Below are 16900 nucleotides of genomic sequence, written 5' to 3' on the forward strand. Positions count from 1 at the left end.
CGTGCCGTAACGCGGATCGGTGTCCACCAAGTCGTAGCGTGGGAGCACTGGATGGCAACCTCGCCATCCATCGGAAGGCCAGCCCATGGAGTTCACGCTCGGATGGGGAAGGGGCCTTCGGCCCGATCGGCCGACCGCCCCCCACCCGCGACCGCCACACCTGACGGTGTGCCGCGGCAGGTCCAGCTAGAGGAGCTACCTGTGAGCCGTGAATCCCTCGAGTTCGACGTCCAGATCGGATCCATGTCCGAGGCGGGGGGAGGCGCGGCAGAGCTGCCCGTGGCCGACCCTGCCCCCGACCTGGCCGACGGCGAGGTCGTCACCTATGTGCTGGACACCTCGGTGCTGCTGTCCGATCCGTGGGCGATCCTGCGGTTCGCCGAGCACGAGGTGGTGCTACCGGTAGCGGTGATCACCGAGTTGGAGGGCAAACGCCACCACCCCGAGCTCGGCTACTTCGCGCGCAGCGCGCTGCGGATGCTCGACGACCTGCGCCTCGAACACGGCCGGCTCGATTCCCCGGTTCCGGTGGGCGACCAGGGTGGAACGGTACGGGTAGAACTCAACCACTCCGATCCGGCGGTGCTGCCCTCGGGTCTGCGGTTGGGTGACAACGACACTCGTATCCTGTCCGTGGCCGCCAACCTCGACGCCGAGGGGCGCCACGTCACGATCGTCTCCAAGGACCTGCCGATGCGGGTCAAGGCCTCATCGGTGGGGCTGCGGGCAGAGGAGTACCGGGCCCAGCTCGCCCTGGACTCGGGGTGGCGCGGGATCTCCGAAGCGGGACTCAGCGAGGAGGAGATGGGGGAGTTGTGGGCCAGTGAGCGCCTGGTCATCGCCGACCTGGTGGCCGGGGAGACCGTGCGTGACCTGCCGTGCAACACCGGGCTGGTCCTGCACTCCCCGCGCGGTTCGGCGCTGGGCCGGGTCACGGCGGACAAACAGATCACACTGGTGCGCGGAGACCGGGATATCTTCGGGATGCACGGGCGCAGCGCCGAACAGCGCATCGCCATCGACCTCCTGCTCGACTCCGAGGTAGGCATCGTCTCCCTGGGTGGGCGGGCCGGCACCGGCAAGTCCGCCCTGGCACTGTGCGCGGGCCTGGAGGCGGTGCTGGAGCGCCAGGAGCACCGCAAGGTGGTGGTGTTCCGGCCGTTGTACGCCGTCGGCGGCCAGGAGCTGGGCTACCTGCCCGGTAGCGAGGCGGAGAAGATGAACCCCTGGGCCCAGGCGGTGTTCGACACCCTGGGGGCGGTGGTCTCGACCGAGGTGGTCGAAGAGGTGATGGACCGCGGCATGCTCGAGGTACTGCCCCTTACCCACATCCGTGGCCGGTCCCTGCACGATGCGTTCGTGATCGTCGACGAGGCGCAGTCACTGGAGCGCAACGTGCTCCTGACCGTGCTCTCCCGGATCGGGCAGAGTTCTCGGGTGGTGCTCACCCACGATGTGGCCCAGCGCGACAACCTGCGCGTGGGACGCCACGACGGCATCGCCTCGGTGATCGAGTCACTCAAGGGCCACCCGCTGTTCGGACACGTGACGTTGACCCGTTCCGAACGCTCTGCGGTGGCGGCGCTGGTCACCGAGTTGCTCGAGGGGCCGGGGATGTGAAGTGCCGGATGCGGAAAGTGAATTCCGCGTCCGCCCCTCGGGCGTGATCCTGGCCACTATCGCGAGCGGGTATCTCATATGCGAGATATCGTGCCCGAATGACCACGATTGAGCAGACCCAGACCACAGTGCCCGAGATCGGTGCCCTGATCCGCGGGGCCCGGCAGAACAAGGGCCTCACCCAGACCCAGTTGGCCGAGTTGCTCGGTACCAGCCAGAGCGCGGTGGCCCGGATCGAGAACGGCGGGCAGAACCTGACCGTGGAACTGCTGGGCCGGATCAACCAGGCCCTGGAGGCGGATCTGCTCCACCTCGGCCGGCCCCGCGCCTCCCACCTGCGGGTGACGGGAGAGCAGAAGCTCTCCGGGACCATCACGGTGAAGTCCTCCAAGAACGGCGCGGTAGCCCTCCTGTGCGCCGCACTGCTCAACCGTGGCCGTACCACCCTGCGCGGAGTCGCCCGGATCGTGGAGGTGGACCGGATCGTGGCGGTGCTGCGCTCCATCGGGGTGCAGGCCACATGGTCCGCCGACGGAAAGGACCTCGAGCTCGTTCCGCCGGCCGAGTTGGATCTGGCGAACATCGACACCGAGGCAGCCCGTCGAACCCGCAGCATCATCATGTTCCTGGGGCCGTTGCTGAACAGGGAAGCGGCGTTCGAGTTGCCCTACGCCGGGGGCTGCAACCTGGGTACGCGCACGGTGGAGCCACACATGATCGCCCTGCGGCCCTTCGGCCTGGACGTGCTGGCCACCTCCGGTGCCTACCAGGCCACGGTGAATCCGGAGCGGCCGACCGACATCAAGGTGGTGCTGACCGAGCGCGGTGACACGGTCACCGAGAACGCCATCATGGCTGCCGCCCGGCACCCGGGTGTGACCACGATCCGCAACGCAAGCCCGAACTACATGGTCCAGGACCTGTGCTTCTACCTCGAGCTGCTCGGGGTGCGGATCGACGGGATCGGTACCACCACCCTACGGGTGCACGGCCTGGCCGACATCGACGCCGACGTCGACTACGCCCCGGGTGAGGACCCGGTGGAGGCGATGAGCCTGCTCACCGCCGGCATCGTGACGAACTCGGAGATCACCGTGGCGCGGGTGCCGATCGAGTTCATGGAGATCGAACTGGCCACACTCTCGGAGATGGGTCTGCGCTACACGCTCTCGGAGGAGTACCCGGCCGCGAACGGGCGCACCCGGCTGGTGGACGTGACGGTGCAGCCGAGCGAGTTGAAGGCCCCGATCGACAAGATCCACCCGATGCCCTTCCCCGGCCTGAACATCGACAACCTCCCCTTCTTCGCGGTGATCGCCGCGACCGCCTCGGGCACCACGATGATCCACGACTGGGTCTACGACAACCGCGCCCTGCACTTGACGGACCTGACCAGGCTCGGTGCTGACGTGCGGCTGCTGGACCCGCACCGGTTGGACATCACCGGTCCTACCCGGTTCTCCGGCGCGGAGGTGACCTGTCCGCCGGCCCTGCGTCCGGCGGTGGTGATCCTGCTGGCGATGCTGGCGGCCAAGGGCACCTCGGTGCTGCGCGGTGTGGACATCATCGCCCGCGGCTACGAGCAGTTGCAGGAGCGGCTGATTGAGCTCGGCGCCCAGATCGAGACGTTCCGCGACTGAGTACCTGCGCCGAAGGCGCGGGCGTGTTCAGCGCAGCGGGTCGAACGGGGCGAGCAGCTCGGGAACCTGCCCGGTGGTGATCGCCTCGGTGAGCAACCGCCCGGTCAACGGCCCCAGCGTGATACCCCACATCCCGTGCCCACCGGCGATGTGCACCCGGGGCGAGGCGGTCGGACCGATCTGCGGCAGACCATCAGGCGTGACCGGCCGGGAGCCGACCCACTCGTCCTCGCGCGACTCGAAGTCCGCTCCGGTCAACAGCGGCCGGGTGGCACCGACGATCGCCTTGATGCGGCGCGGGTCCAACGGGGCGTCGGGGCGCTGGAACTCCATCATTCCGGCCACCCGTAGCCGTCCACCCAGCGGGGTGCAGGCCACGCGCTGGGCCGGGAAGTACACCGGCACCGTTGGCGCGGGGTCAACCGACACGGTGAAGGAATAGCCCCGTCCGGCTTGGACCACCTGGCGGACCCCGAAGCCACGGGACAGTTGCGGCAGCCACGCCCCGGTCGCCAGCACCACCACGTCGGCGTCCAGTCGTTCGACCTCCCCCCCGGTGCGCGCGGGGCTCTCACTGCGGGTCTGGCCACTACGGACGTTGTCCGCCACGGTGACCGAGGCCGGTGAACCCGGCCCACCGCCGTCGGCGGCTATCACCCGCCGTCCTTCGTGCACCGTGGTGCCCTGAGCGCGCACCGCCGCCGCCAGTGAGGTCAGGAAAGCGGGCGGGTTCATGAAGCGTGTCCCGTGCAGCCGGATCGCCTCGACCACCTGCTCGGACAGCGCCGGCACGATCTCCCGCGCCGCGTCGCCGTCGAGCAGGTCGGCGCCCACGTCCTGACCGGCCGCACGGATCTGGCCGAACTCTTCCATCAGCAGTTTGTGCTGGCCGGGACGGGCGAAGCAGGCCAGGAACGCCTCGGGCTCCACGGTGGGTTCACTCACCCCGTTCTCGGTCAACTCGTCGAACGCCGCCAGTGACTCCCGGTTCAGCGGGATGTAGTGGCCCATGGCCCTGGTCCAGGCCCCGGCGGTGGAGCGGCGTAGGAAGCCGGCCAGGAACCGGATCAGCACCGGGTCGATCCGGGGCGGGACGTAGACCGGGGAGTTGGGGGAGATGAACGCCTTGAGTCCCGAACGTAGGATCGCGGGCTCGGGTAACGGGGTGGTGATCGGAGGAGTCAGCCAGCCGGCGTTGCCCCAGGACGCCCCGGCGGCTACGTGATCCTGCTCCACCACGGTCACGTCCAGGCCGGCGCGGCGCAGGTGCCACGCGGTGGCAAGTCCGACCATCCCGGCGCCAACGACGATCGCTGACTTCGGCGTGGGGATACTGCGTTGGCGGACCGCGGCGATGCGGCGGTTTCGGCGGGAACCCATTGGTCCTTGGTACCAGCCGCGCAGCGGCGATGCCAGCGGTTTGACGCGCAGGTCCTGCGAAGCCGGTGCGCCGCCGTCCCCGGAACCGGGGCGGGGCGTCCGGTCGGGCACAACCCGGGCCCGGGCCGGGAAGAGTTCCCGTGCCCGGGCCGGGCCGTCTCCTAGCCCTTGACCGCCCCCGCGGTCATGCCGCGCACGAAGTAGCGCTGCAGGGCGAAGAAGACGATCACGGGGACGAGCATCGAGATGAACGCCCCGGAGGAGAGGAGGTCCCACCGCTGGCCGTACTGGCCGATGAGGCCCTGCAACGCCACGGTGACCACCTCGTTGCGTCCCGAACCGATGAACAGCACCGCGATCAGCAGGTCGTTCCACACCCAGAGGAACTGGAAGATCGCGAAGGCGGCCAGCGCCGGCACGCTCATCGGCAGGATCAGGCGCCAGAACGTCTGATAGTGGCTGGCGCCGTCGATCTTGGCCGACTCGATCACGGCCTTGGGCAACGTGGACATGTAGTTGCGCAGGATGAACACCGCCAGCGGCATCCCGAACCCGGTGTGGGCCAGCCACACCGTGATGAACTCCCCGACCAGGCCGAACTGGTTGAACAGCTGCAGCAGTGGCATCAGCGCCACCTGGTTGGGCACCACGAGCAGGCCCACCACGAGGACGAACAGCCAATCCCGGCCCCGGAACTGCAGGAACGTGAAGGCGTAGGCCGCCATCGCCGCGATCAGGATGGGGATGATGGTGGCCGGGATGGTCACCACCAGGGAGTTGATGAAGGCGTTGCCCATGCCCGCATCCAGGACCTCCCGATAGGAGTTCAGCGTCCAGTCGTTGTCCCAGAACCGCAGGATCGCTCCCCACCAGGAGGTGCTGGTGGCATCCTCGCGGGTGCGGAAGGAGGTGACCAGCAGACCCAGAGTGGGGATGACGAAGCCGACGACGACGAGCGTCAGGGTGATGCGGACCGGCCAGTTGGCTCTGGACTCACCCGGCTCGGGACGCGACCTGGGGCGGGACCTGCCCGTCGGGGCGGCTTCTGCTACCGGAGGAACGGTCGAGGTACTCATCCCATGGCCTCCTGCTTCCGGAACTGCCGGACCTGGTAGATCATCACCGGGATCACCGCGATCATCAGCAGCACCACGATGGCCGCGGACTTGCCGTAATCACCCACATTGAACAGTTCGGCGAAGAATCGTCGTGCCACGACGTCGGTATTGTGCTGGCCCCCGGTCATCACGTAGACGATGTCGAAGATCTTCATGACCGCGATCAGAATCGTGACGAATACGGTGATCACCGTGCCCCAGATCTGCGGGATCACCACTTGGAAGAAGGCCTGTACTTCGGTTGCGCCGTCAATGCGGGCCGCTTCGATCGTTTCCTCCGGAACCGCTTTGATCGCCGAGGACAACAGCACCATCGCGAACCCGGTCTGCAACCAGATCAGGATGATCATGAGCAGGAAACTGTTCAGCCGGTAGTCCCGCATCTGCAGCCAGACCTGTGGTTGCCCACCGATGCCGGTCCACAGCGCGTTCAGCAACCCGATCTGTTCGGTTCCGCCGGGTCGGAACTCGTAGATGAACCGCCAGATTGTGCTGGCCCCGACCATGGAGATCGCCATCGGCAGGAAGATCAGTGACTTGGTGACCTTCTCCCCGCGCGGGGCGAGCCGGTCGGTGAGCACCGCCACCAGCAGCCCGATCACCACCGCCACGGTGGGCACCACCAGGATCCACAGCAGGGTGTTGATCATGGTCTGCTGGAACGCGGACTCGGTGAGCAGATCCACGTAGTTCTGCACCCCGATCCACTCGGTGGAGCGGGCGTTGGCGAAACTGAGAATGATCGTGCGCACACCCGGGTAGAGCAGGAACAGTCCGATGAAAGCGATCGCCGGGCCGGCGAACACCCACGGCTTGAGCCTGCTGGACCACCGTTCGGGTAGCTTCTCGACGAGCCAGTTGAACACGAAGAAGAGGATGAGCACCGCTCCGACGCCACCGGCGATGGCAAGGACGGCGTTGATGACTTTGATCATGGTGCGCCCTTTCCCAGGCGAGCACGCCGGCCGGGCGAGGCTTCACTGCCCGCCCGGCCGCCGTGGAGAATCACGGCCAGCTGTTCTCGATCTCGCTGAGAGCCTCCTCCAGTTCCACGCTCCCGGAGAGCCAGTCGACCATCGAGGTCCAGAACGTCCCGGTGCCCACCTGGGCGGGCATCAGGTCCGAACCGTCGAAGCGGAACACATCCGAGTCAGCGGCCAGTTCGGCCTGCTCGCGGAGCAGGTCGTTGGGGTAGAAGGAGGTGTCGAAGGAGACGTTCGGGGAAAGCCACCCACCGGATGCGGCGGAGTTCTCACCGAATGACGGCGCGGCGATCGCCTCCAGGGCTGCTGCGGCGTCGGGGTTGTCGCTCAGCAGCGCCATGTAGTCACCGCCGCCCAGCACGGGCTGTCCATCGAAGCCGCCCTCATAGGGAGGCAGCAGGAACACGCCGACCTCCTCATCGAGGTTCTCCAGGATCTCCGGAGGCCAGAAACTGGTGATGAAGTTGCCCTGGCGGTGCATCATGCAGCCCGGCTCGTCGGCGATCAGCGGGTTTGCGGCGTCACCGAAGTTCGTGGCGGTCAGGCCCTGCTGGCCACCGACCACGAAGCCCTCGGTCAGGGCGATCTCACCGAATGCCTCACCGGCTTCCACGACGACGGGGTCATCGAAGGGGATCTCATTGTTCACCCACTGGTCGTAGACATCCGGTCCACCCACCCGGAGCACGTACTCCTCCAGCCAGTCCGTTGCCGGCCAACCGGTGTCGGGTCCGGACTCGATGCCGATGCACCAGGGCGTCACACCGTCATCGACCATCTGCTGGCTCAGTTCCACCAGTTCCTGGTGCGATTCGGGGATGGTGTAGCCGGCGTCGTCGAACTCGGGGATCGGGTAGAAGACCAGTGACTTGACGTTGATGGAGTAGGGGATGCCGTAGGTGGTGCCGTCCTCCGCGGTGCCGGTGTCCACCAGACCGTCGATCATGTCCCCGGACGCTGCGTCGAGGTCGAGAGCCTCGGAGAGTGGGATCAGGTGACCGTCGCCGGCCAGGTCCATCATCAGACCGGGCTGGGGGAAGATCGCGATGTCGGGTACGTTCCCGCCCTCGACGCGGGTGCGGATGATGGTGTCGAAGTCGGCCAGGGAGTTGAACTCCAGGTCGAGGTCGTGCTCCTCGGCCACCATCTCCAGGTCGGCTTCGAAGGCCTGTTGTTGTTCCCCGGAGAAGGCACCGACGATCTCTACCGGTCCACCGCTGGCACCGTTGCCGTTATCACCATTGCCTGTGTCGCCGGTGCCCCCGCCCCCGTTGCCGCCGTTGCCTCCATCGGGGTCGTCGCTCAAGCACCCGGCTGCGAGTAGGCCCGTGGCGGCCACGACCGCCGCCAGGCGGACTGCTGCGCTTCGTTTCATTCCGGCTCCCTTGCTAGTGTCGATGCGCATGCTGGCTGATTGCACCCCCATGCGCACCCCTAGGCATACTCCTGTCCGGGCACCGGCGGGGTGAATACGGGCATAACCGTTTGACAACAAATATGGAAAGGGCATTCCCGACAGTTGCTGAGATATTCGGGATTGGGCCTAATCGACCAAGCGGGCCCGGCCATCGGCTAGGTCGTATTCCACGCCGATGACGGCGCAGCGGCCCTCGGCGATGGCGTTCTCCAGACTCAGGGAGTAGGTGCGCAGCATCTGCACCGTGGCGCGGACATGCTGGCGGCGCAGGGCGTCGTCGTCGGGGATGTGGATCTGGCGCTGCAGGGCGGCATCCACCGGTGCTGCCCCCTCGTGCCCCCCGGATGGGGCGGCGGGCTCGGGCTCGGCGTGCCCAGTTCCCATGTCGCCGGCGGCCGACGGTGGCGTATCGGGGCGGGAGTGCCGATCCTGCTGGCCGGGCATGACCAGGCTGGGAATCACCCGGTCCACCACCGCGCGCACGAAGCCGCCGGGCATCTTCCCCGTGGTGAGGGCGTCGATCGCTGCCTGCAGGGCTCCGCAGTGGTCGTGACCCAGGACCACCACCAGCGGCACTCCCAGGACGTCAACGCCGTACTCGATGGACCCGATCACGGTGGTGTCCACGACGTGCCCGGCGGTGCGCACCACGAACAGGTCACCGAGGCCGCGGTCGAAGATCAGTTCGGCGCCGACCCGGGAGTCGGAGCAGCCGAAGATCACCGCGAACGGGTGTTGGCGGACCGAGACCTCACGACGGTGGTCCACGCCCTGGCTGGGGTGCGTCATCGTGCCTGCGACGAATCGATCGTTTCCCTCGCGCAGGGCCTGCCAGGCCGCTTCGGGGCTCACGGGTGCCTTGGGACTCATGCATCCTCCGCTCGTGGTGCTGGTGTGGATGTGCCGTGGCGGGCGAGCGACTGCTCCAACTCGTCGCGGCTGGGCGGGTTGGCTCCGGCACGGCTGACGGTGAGCGCGGCGGCTGCCGCGGCATGCGTCATCGCGGCCCGCAACCCGGTGGTACCGATGCGGTGCAGGGCGCGTCGACGGGACGCGCCGAGCAGGTCCGCCCGCCAGAGGGCATCGAGCAGGGCGGCCATGTAGGAGTCCCCGGCGCCGACGGTGTCCACCACGGACACCAAGGGGCTGGGATCCCTCACCTCCCCGGCGGCGCACAGGCCCACCGACTCCGAACCCCCACGGGTCACCACCACCAGTGCGGGCCCCCTGTGCGCCCAGTTCCGGGCGGAGGCGATCGGATCCTGTTCGGGGTAGAGCCAGGTCAGGTCCTCATCGGAGACCTTGACCACATCGGCGCTGGCCACCAGGGCCTCGATACGCTCCCGGGCCGGCCCGACCTCGCCCATGATGGTGGGCCGGACGTTGGGGTCGTAACTGATCGTGGCATGGGTGGCTCCGCCGTTGAGGAGGCGTGCCACCTCGTCCGCGCCAGGGGGCAGCGTCGCGGCGATGGACCCGGCGTGCAGCACCCGCACGTGCTCATCCACCGTGGTGGCAGGTACCCGCCACTCCAGGTCGAAGGTGTACTGTGCCGCCCCGTCCGAGTCCAACCGGGCCAGCGCCGTGGAGGTGCGCTCGGCACCGTCGGAGCCCCGGGTCAGGTCCACCCCGGCGCCGGTCAGGTGGGCGCGCACCAGATCTCCGTGTGCGTCCGAGCCGAACCAGGTGGACAGCCTCACCGGGCGTCCCAACCGGGAGAGGCCGATCGCGACGTTCGCCGGTGATCCACCGGGGTGCTCGGTCACGTGCCCACCGGCGTCCCTGACCACATCGACCAGTGCCTCACCGACCACCAGTGCGCCCGGGGCAGCGGTCACTGATCGCCCTCATCAGCCACTGGGGCGGACGCTTGGTCCGCGTCGGTTCCGTTCGCGTCGGGTTCGGCGGCGTGGTCCGCGCTGGCGGCAGCCAGTCGCTCCTTGGCCGCATCCAGCCAACCCTGGCACCGGTCGGCCAACGCCTCGCCCCGCTCCCACAGCGCCAAGGAGTCCTCCAGGGAGGCCGAGCCGTTCTCCAGGCTGGCTACCACCTGGATGAGTTCATCGCGGGCCTGCTCGTAGGACAGGGTGTTGACGTCGGGACGTTGGCTGGGATCGGTCACGGCACTATCCAATCAGGTCGGTGCGGGGTCAGTGTGAGTCCGCCGGCGCCAGCGAGGCGCCGGCGTTCTCGGTGGGTTCTGCGGTCACGGCCACTTGGCCGCTCGTCGTCTCCTCGATCGCCGTCACGTCCAGGTGCAGTGCCCCGCTGGCCACCTGGGCGTGCAGGTCCTGCCCGACCTCGACGGCCCCGGCATCGCGGACAACCTGGCCGCTGCTGGTCCGAAGGACTGCGTATCCGCGATTCAGGGTGGACTGGGGGGAGAGCGCGCGCAGGCTCGCCCGGGCGGTGTGCAGGTCCGCTTGGGCCTGGGCAAGCGCATGCCGGATGGCCTGGCGGGCGTCGCGTCGCGCACGCTGCAGGCCCTCCATGCGGGGGGTAATGATCGAGGTGGGGTCAGCCAGCACCGGGCGGGCCCGGATATTGGTCAGGTGTGCGCTCTCGTTGTCCAGGCGTTGGGCCAGACAGCGCCGCATCTGCTCGCGAGCGTCGTCGATCCGGGAGAGTTCGGCAGCCACGTCCGGCACCACGCGCTTGGCCGCCGCAGTGGGGGTGGAGGCGCGGTAGTCGGCGATCAGGTCCAGCAACGGGGTGTCGGTCTCGTGCCCGATGGCCGAAACTACCGGCGTGGTGGCCGCCCCGACCGCGCGCACCAGGGACTCGTTGGAGAAGGGCAGCAGGTCCTCCACGGACCCCCCACCGCGGGCGATGATGATCACGTCGACGTCCTCACGAGCGTCGAGTTCGGCAACCGCTGCGCTGACCTCGGGTACGCAGTTGGGGCCCTGCACCGCGACCTCGCGGATCTCGAAGCGCACATGCTCCCACCGGGCGCGGGCGTTGACGAGCACGTCGTGCTTGGCCTTGGCATCGCGTCCGCAGATCAGTCCGATGCGCGCCGGCAGGAACGGCAGCGGGTGCTTGCGCTCGGCATCGAAGAGCCCCTCAGCGGCCAGAATCTTCTTCAGGTGCTCGATCCTGGCGAGCAGTTCTCCGACCCCGATGGCGCGGATGTCCTGGGCCCGCAGGCTGAGCGTGCCCTTCTTGATCCAGAAGTTCGGCTTGGCGTGCACCACCACGTGCGCACCTTCGGCCACCGGGGCGGCGACGGAGGCGAGCAAGCGCTTGAGCATGGTCACGTTCAGGGACATGTCCACATCGGTGTCCCGCAACGTCAGGTAGGCGGTGGCGGAGGAATTGTGCTTGTTCAGCTGGACGATCTGACCCTCGACCCACACCGGCGCCATCCGATTGACGTACTCGGCGATCTTGGTCGACAGCACCCGCACCGGCCAGGGGTGTTCGGCGGTGGTGTCCAGTGCCTTGGGGGGCAGGGCGCCGGGGTCGAGGGAGGTGCTCATGGTCCTAGCCTGCCCCATCCCGGTGACAGTCGAAGCAACGGCACCACCGATGGCAGCGGCGGCCGTCTGCATCTGAGGGGCGGACACAGGACGATCACTGCGATGCCACCTAGACTGGAGGCGTGTCTGTAACCAAACGTGTGCTGCTCGCCGCTCCACGTGGCTACTGTGCGGGCGTCGACCGGGCTGTCGAAGCGGTCGAGCGGGCACTGGAGCACCACGGCGCACCGATCTATGTGCGCAAAGAGATCGTGCACAACAAGTTCGTGGTGGAGACCCTGTCCGAACGCGGCGCGATCTTCGTCGACGAGACCGATGAGGTCCCCGAAGGCGCCCGGGTGGTCTTCTCTGCCCACGGGGTCTCGCCGGCGGTGCACGCCGAGGCTGCCACACGCAATCTGGCCACCATCGATGCCACCTGCCCGTTGGTGACGAAGGTGCACAAGGAAGCGGTGCGCTTCGCCCGTAAGGACATGGACATCCTGCTCATCGGCCACGACGGCCACGAGGAGGTCGAGGGCACCGCGGGCGAGGCGCCGGAGCACGTCCAGTTGGTCGACGGCCCGGACGCGGTGGACTCGGTGACCGTGCGGGACCCGGAGAACGTCGTGTGGCTGTCCCAGACCACGCTCTCGGTGGATGAGGTGATGGAGACCGTGCGCCGGCTGCGTGAGCGGTTCCCCGCGCTCCAGGACCCGCCCAGTGATGACATCTGCTACGCCACCCAGAACCGGCAGGTGGCGGTGAAGAAGATCGCCCCGCGGGTCGACGTCATGATCGTGGTCGGCTCGGCCAACTCCTCCAACTCCGTGCGCCTGGTCGAGGTGTCCCTGGAGGCGGGGGCGGGCGCGGCCTACCGGGTGGACCGGGTCCGGGAGTTGCAGGACGAGTGGCTCGAGGGCGCCACCACGGTGGGAGTGACCTCTGGTGCCTCGGTCCCGGAGATTCTGGTGCGCGAGGTGATCGAGCGCCTCGATGCGCTCGGTTTCTCCGACCTCGAGGAGGTCCGGACCGCGACCGAAGACCTGATGTTCTCCCTACCCAAGGAGTTGCGGGCGGACCTGAAGAAGGCCGGGAAACTCCAGCGCGGCCACCGCCCGGAGTTGCAGGTCAACGCCTCCTGAGAGGCCAGCCGCGGCGTTGCGCGCTCAGGCGATCGCGGTTTCGGTGTCGCCGCCGGCGTGTTGCTCCTGGGGGTTCTCGTGTGCGACCTTCTTGGCGACTGCGTCAGCGGATTCGACAAGTTTCGTTGTCTCATCGGCCCGGTCGAGATGCGGCTGCTGCGCTTCGCCGTCAGCGGCGGAGGCATAGAGGTCCTCCTTGTGCGCCGCCACGGCGAGTACTTCCAGTGGTGGCGGTACCTCGAAGGACTCCTCCAATCCCTGCAGACCCGAGAACCGCCGGACCTGGGGCACCAGCCGGGAGTCCAATGAGGCGTTCATCTTGTTGAAGGCGTCCACGGTGCTGTTCAGGCTGCGGCTGACCTTCTGCAGGTGCTCGCCGAAGGTGGCCAGCCGCTTGTGCAGTTCCCGGCCCACGGTGAAGACCTGTTGGGCCTCGGCGGCGAGCAACTCCTGGCGCCAGGTGTAACCCACGGTTCGTAGCAGTGCGACCAGCGTGGGCGGGGTGGCGATGACCACGTTCTTGCCGAAGGCGTGTTCCAGCAGGGTGGGGTCCTGCTCCAGCGCCGCGTTCAGGAAGGCCTCGGCCGGAACGAACATCACGGTGAACTCCGGGCTGCCGCTGATGTGCTCCCAGTAGGCCTTGGAGTCCAGATCGTCGATGTGCTTGCGCAGGTGCCGGGCGTGGGCCTTGAGCCGTTCGGCGCGGACCGATTCCTCGCGGGCCTCCATCGCTTCGAGGTAGCCGTTGAACGAGACTTTGGAGTCCACCACGATCTGCTTGTCCCCGGGCAGTTTCACCACCAGGTCCGGGCGCAGCGCCCCGCCGTCGAGTTGGTCCTGCTCGGTGAAGTCGACATGTTCGACCATTCCGGCAGCCTCGACCACGCGCCGTAGTTGCAGCTCACCCCAACGCCCGCGAACCTGCGGAGCACGCAAGGCGGTCACCAACTGGCCGGTCTCGGTGCGCAAGGAGTCGGAGGACTCGCGCATTGCCTGGACCTGCTGGTCAAGTGCGGTGTGGGCGGCGAGCCGGGCCTTCTCCGCGGACGTCATCTCGGCCTTCACCTCGCCCAGGGTCCGCTGCAACGGCTCCACCAGCGACTTGATGGCCTCCTCGCGCTTGGCCAGTTCGGAGACGCTGGACTCTTCGGCACGCTTGAGCCGCTCCGCAGCCTGCTGCAGGAACGACTCAGAGTTCGCCGCCAGTGCCTTGCGCGAGAGTGCTTCGAACTCGTCGGCCAAACGTTTGGTGTCCGCGCGCATCTCTTCCACTCGCTGCGCCGCAGCCTCACGCTCGGCGCGCAGTTGCTCGGCGAGTTCCCGCTCCCGGTCAGCGAGACGCTGGGCCAACTCCTGCTCTCGCGCAGCCAGCCGTTGCGCGGCTGTATTTCGCTCCTCCTCCAGGCGAGCAGCGGCGTCGGACCGCTCGGTCTGCAGTCGTTCAAGTGCGCTGTCGCGTTCAGCCCGGACCTGCTGATCGTGCATCTGCCGCACCGCGGCCAACTCACGTTCTGCGGCCACGGCGCGGGCATTGAGTTGCCCGCTCTGGGCGGCGGCTCGCTGACGCGCCACCAAGAATCCGCCGGCAATGCCTAACAGCAGCGCCCCGACGATCAACAGCACGTGTGTGAACTCCATGCCCCCAGGCAACCACGAGCCACTGACATCGGGGCACCGACCGGCCGCAGACCCCTCACTTCGCCGTGGATCCGCTCCTATGGCAGGTACGCGCCGTCGTCGTTCATCGTCTGCATCACACCGGGTCCGCCGGTGCTGGTGCCGGCAAGTAGAATCACCCCACGTGGCCCTCACTATCGGAATCGCCGGCCTGCCCAACGTTGGCAAGTCCACCCTGTTCAACGCGCTGACCCGCGCGACCGTCCTGGCTGCGAACTACCCGTTCGCCACCATCGAGCCGAACATCGGCGTAGTGCCGCTGCCGGATGAACGTCTTGGCGTCCTGGCAGAGATCTTCGGGTCCGAGCGGATCCTGCCTGCCACGGTCTCCTTCGTGGACATCGCAGGCATCGTCAAGGGCGCCAGCGAAGGGGAGGGGCTGGGGAACAAGTTCCTGGCCAATATCCGTGAAGCCGAGGCGATCTGTCAGGTCACCCGCGCCTTTGCCGATCCTGACGTGGTGCACGTGGACGGCAAGATCTCCCCGGCTGATGACATCGAGACCATCAACACTGAACTGATCCTCGCCGACATCCAGACTCTGGAGAAGGCGATGCCGCGGCTGGAGAAGGAGGTGCGCGGCAAGCGGATCGAGGCTGAGGTGCTTGACGCCGCCCAGGGCGCCCTGGCGCTGCTGGAGACGGGCGTGACGATCTCCGCCGGTGGGGCTGCCGCCGGACTTGACCCGCAGGTGATCGCCCAGTTCGGGCTGATGACCGCCAAGCCGTTCATCTACGTGTTCAACACCGACGATGAGGGTCTGGCCGACGCCGAGATGCAGGAGCGGCTGCGCGAGTTGGTCGCACCGGCCCAGGCGATCTTCCTGGACGCCAAGTTCGAGGCCGAACTGGTGGAGTTGGAGCCGGATGAGGCGGCCGAGATGCTCGCCGAGTCCGGGCAGGCCGAGTCCGGATTGGACCAACTCGCACGGGTCGGATTCGACACCCTCGGGCTGCAGACCTACCTGACGGCCGGGCCCAAGGAGGCCCGGGCCTGGACCATCGGCAAGGGGTGGACCGCGCCTCAAGCCGCCGGTGTGATCCACACCGACTTCCAGAAGGGTTTCATCAAGGCCGAGGTGGTTTCCTTCGAGGACCTGGTGGCGGCCGGGTCGATGGCTGCAGCCAAGGCCCGCGGTCAGGTGCGCATCGAGGGTAAGGACTACGTGATGGCCGACGGCGACGTGGTCGAGTTCCGGTTTAACGTCTAGCGTCAATGACGCTCCGCGTTATGTGCTAGCCATGTGATCAGATCGTTCGGGAGCAAGGACACCGAGCGCATCTGGCATGAGCAGTACGTCAAGCGTATTGACCGGACGGTGCAGCGGGCGACCTTGCGGAAGCTCGAGTTTTCCATGCGGCGAAGGATGTCGAGGACCTCCGGGTCCCGCCGGGCAATCGCCTGGAGCGTCTGGTCGGCGACCGACGCGGGCAGCACAGCATCCGCGTGAACGCGCAATGGCGTCTCTGCTTCGTCTGGAGAGATGGAGGTGCGGACAATGTCGAACTCGTCGACTACCACTGAGAGTGACCGGATCGAGCCGATCCACCCGGGAGAGGTCCTGATGGAGGATTTCATCGTGGGCTTCGGGATCACGCAGAACAAGCTTGCGGTGTCCATCGGCGTGCCGCCACGCCGGATCAACGAGATTGTTCACGGCAAGCGGGGCATCACAGCGGACACGGCGATCCGTCTGGCGCGGTACTTCGGCACGTCCGAGGAGTTCTGGATGAACCTGCAGTCGAACTATGAGCTGCGGCTCCAGCGCCGCGCTCTGCGGGAGAAGGTCGCTGCGATCACTCCGCTGAGGGTCGCGTGACTGTCGGCCCAGAACGTCTGCTTGTTCGAAAGGCCGTCGGCTACGTAGGTAGTCCCACGTCCGCCGTACCCCGCCTGCCCTCAACCTGCCCTTTGACCGAGGGATCATGAGAATCGTTTCTCATTATTGACTTTAAGGGTTGAATGACTAATATGAGAAACATGCCAGCCCCTAGCCCGTACACGAGCCCCGAGCAACAGGCGGACCTCGAACGCCTAGGCGCCCGGCTACGCGAACGCCGAAAGGCCCTCGGTGTCACGGTAGTCGCCTGTGCCGAAGCTGCTGGCGTTTCGCGTGTCACCCTGCACAGGATCGAGGCAGGCAACCCCTCGGTCACGGTCGGCGCCTACATCAACGTTGCCGCCGCACTCGGACTTCATCTCGTCGTCCCGATCCTCGACGCTCCAGCAGCAGAACCGGCGACGATCACGGTGGGCGACTACCCCGGCCTCCGCATGCTGGCATGGCAGACCGACGCCGGCACCACCATCACCGAGACAGAGGCACTCAACCTCTACGAACGCGGCTGGCGAAACCTCAACCAGGAGACGCTGACTGACCACGAGAAGGCATTCATCCAGCACCTGGCGGACACCTACAGCAACGGGAGGCTCCTTGTTTAGGCGGCTGCACCACCAAC

The 16900-nt window shown here is 67.3% G+C and carries 16 protein-coding genes; 7 read left to right on the forward strand and 9 right to left on the reverse strand.

Annotated features, from left to right (window positions below; genetic code table 11):
* Positions 1-51: 51 nt before the first annotated feature.
* Together ACPL7H_RS16190 and ACPL7H_RS16195 are read left to right on the forward strand one after the other, a co-directional pair.
* Positions 52-1620, forward strand: a complete 1569-nt coding sequence (locus tag ACPL7H_RS16190) for a PhoH family protein (protein WP_424797823.1) — start codon at positions 52-54, stop codon at positions 1618-1620.
* A 98-nt stretch (positions 1621-1718) separates the two neighbouring features.
* Entirely contained in the window at positions 1719-3260 is a 1542-nt protein-coding gene (locus ACPL7H_RS16195) for a UDP-N-acetylglucosamine 1-carboxyvinyltransferase (protein ID WP_424788097.1), read from the forward strand.
* A 27-nt stretch (positions 3261-3287) separates the two neighbouring features.
* Here ACPL7H_RS16195 and ACPL7H_RS16200 read toward each other — a convergent pair whose 3' ends face one another.
* The 8 genes from ACPL7H_RS16200 to xseA all read right to left on the reverse strand — a co-directional run bounded on the left by ACPL7H_RS16200 (position 3288) and on the right by xseA (position 11640).
* A complete protein-coding gene (locus ACPL7H_RS16200) occupies positions 3288-4640 on the reverse strand; it encodes an NAD(P)/FAD-dependent oxidoreductase (RefSeq protein ID WP_424797824.1) in 1353 nt (450 codons plus the stop codon).
* A 161-nt stretch (positions 4641-4801) separates the two neighbouring features.
* Complete coding sequence (locus ACPL7H_RS16205; RefSeq protein ID WP_424797825.1) at positions 4802-5716, reverse strand: carbohydrate ABC transporter permease; 915 nt, start codon at positions 5714-5716, stop codon at positions 4802-4804.
* Positions 5713-6693, reverse strand: a complete 981-nt coding sequence (locus ACPL7H_RS16210) for a carbohydrate ABC transporter permease (protein WP_424797826.1) — start codon at positions 6691-6693, stop codon at positions 5713-5715. The genes ACPL7H_RS16205 and ACPL7H_RS16210 overlap by 4 nt, the downstream gene beginning before the upstream one ends.
* A gap of 70 nt (positions 6694-6763) precedes the next feature.
* Complete coding sequence (locus ACPL7H_RS16215; RefSeq protein ID WP_424797827.1) at positions 6764-8116, reverse strand: ABC transporter substrate-binding protein; 1353 nt, start codon at positions 8114-8116, stop codon at positions 6764-6766.
* Positions 8117-8284: 168 nt separating this feature from the next.
* Positions 8285-9028 carry a carbonic anhydrase gene (locus ACPL7H_RS16220; RefSeq protein WP_424797828.1) on the reverse strand — a complete coding sequence of 248 codons (744 nt, stop codon included), beginning with the start codon at positions 9026-9028 and terminating at the stop codon, positions 8285-8287.
* On the reverse strand, positions 9025-9996 hold the full coding sequence (locus ACPL7H_RS16225) for a carbohydrate kinase family protein (protein ID WP_424797829.1): 972 nt from the start codon (positions 9994-9996) through the stop codon (positions 9025-9027). Before ACPL7H_RS16225 ends, ACPL7H_RS16220 begins: the two co-directional genes overlap by 4 nt.
* The gene (locus tag ACPL7H_RS16230; protein WP_424797830.1) at positions 9993-10280 is read right to left on the reverse strand and encodes an exodeoxyribonuclease VII small subunit; all 288 of its coding nucleotides are present in this window, start codon (positions 10278-10280) and stop codon (positions 9993-9995) included. The genes ACPL7H_RS16225 and ACPL7H_RS16230 overlap by 4 nt, the downstream gene beginning before the upstream one ends.
* Before the next feature lie 28 nt (positions 10281-10308).
* Positions 10309-11640 (reverse strand): exodeoxyribonuclease VII large subunit, encoded by a 1332-nt coding sequence (xseA, locus tag ACPL7H_RS16235; protein WP_424797831.1) that lies wholly within the window; start codon positions 11638-11640, stop codon positions 10309-10311.
* Positions 11641-11762: 122 nt separating this feature from the next.
* Here xseA and ACPL7H_RS16240 point away from each other — a divergent pair, with 122 nt between their 5' ends.
* The gene (locus ACPL7H_RS16240; protein WP_424797832.1) at positions 11763-12764 is read left to right on the forward strand and encodes a 4-hydroxy-3-methylbut-2-enyl diphosphate reductase; all 1002 of its coding nucleotides are present in this window, start codon (positions 11763-11765) and stop codon (positions 12762-12764) included.
* A 24-nt stretch (positions 12765-12788) separates the two neighbouring features.
* On the opposite strand, the gene rmuC is transcribed toward ACPL7H_RS16240, so the two are convergent.
* The gene (rmuC, locus tag ACPL7H_RS16245; protein WP_424797833.1) at positions 12789-14402 is read right to left on the reverse strand and encodes a DNA recombination protein RmuC; all 1614 of its coding nucleotides are present in this window, start codon (positions 14400-14402) and stop codon (positions 12789-12791) included.
* Between the two features lie 163 nt (positions 14403-14565).
* Between rmuC and ychF the strand changes: the two genes are divergently transcribed.
* The 4 genes from ychF (at position 14566) to ACPL7H_RS16265 (ending at position 16883) form a co-directional block, all read left to right on the forward strand.
* Entirely contained in the window at positions 14566-15651 is a 1086-nt protein-coding gene (gene ychF, locus ACPL7H_RS16250; protein ID WP_424797834.1) for a redox-regulated ATPase YchF, read from the forward strand.
* Between the two features lie 191 nt (positions 15652-15842).
* Positions 15843-15965: a type II toxin-antitoxin system RelE/ParE family toxin gene (locus ACPL7H_RS16255; protein WP_424797871.1), complete on the forward strand. Its 123-nt coding sequence runs from the start codon at positions 15843-15845 to the stop codon at positions 15963-15965.
* Complete coding sequence (locus ACPL7H_RS16260) at positions 15940-16260, forward strand: HigA family addiction module antitoxin (protein ID WP_424797872.1); 321 nt, start codon at positions 15940-15942, stop codon at positions 16258-16260. The genes ACPL7H_RS16255 and ACPL7H_RS16260 overlap by 26 nt, the downstream gene beginning before the upstream one ends.
* A 161-nt stretch (positions 16261-16421) precedes the next feature.
* Positions 16422-16883, forward strand: coding sequence for a helix-turn-helix domain-containing protein (locus ACPL7H_RS16265; RefSeq protein ID WP_424797835.1), 462 nt, complete (start codon positions 16422-16424; stop codon positions 16881-16883).
* Positions 16884-16900: the final 17 nt, after the last annotated feature.

The sequence above is a fragment of the Pseudactinotalea sp. Z1732 genome (genome assembly GCF_049724975.1).
Taxonomy (GTDB): Bacteria; Actinomycetota; Actinomycetes; order Actinomycetales; family Beutenbergiaceae; genus CALKWS01.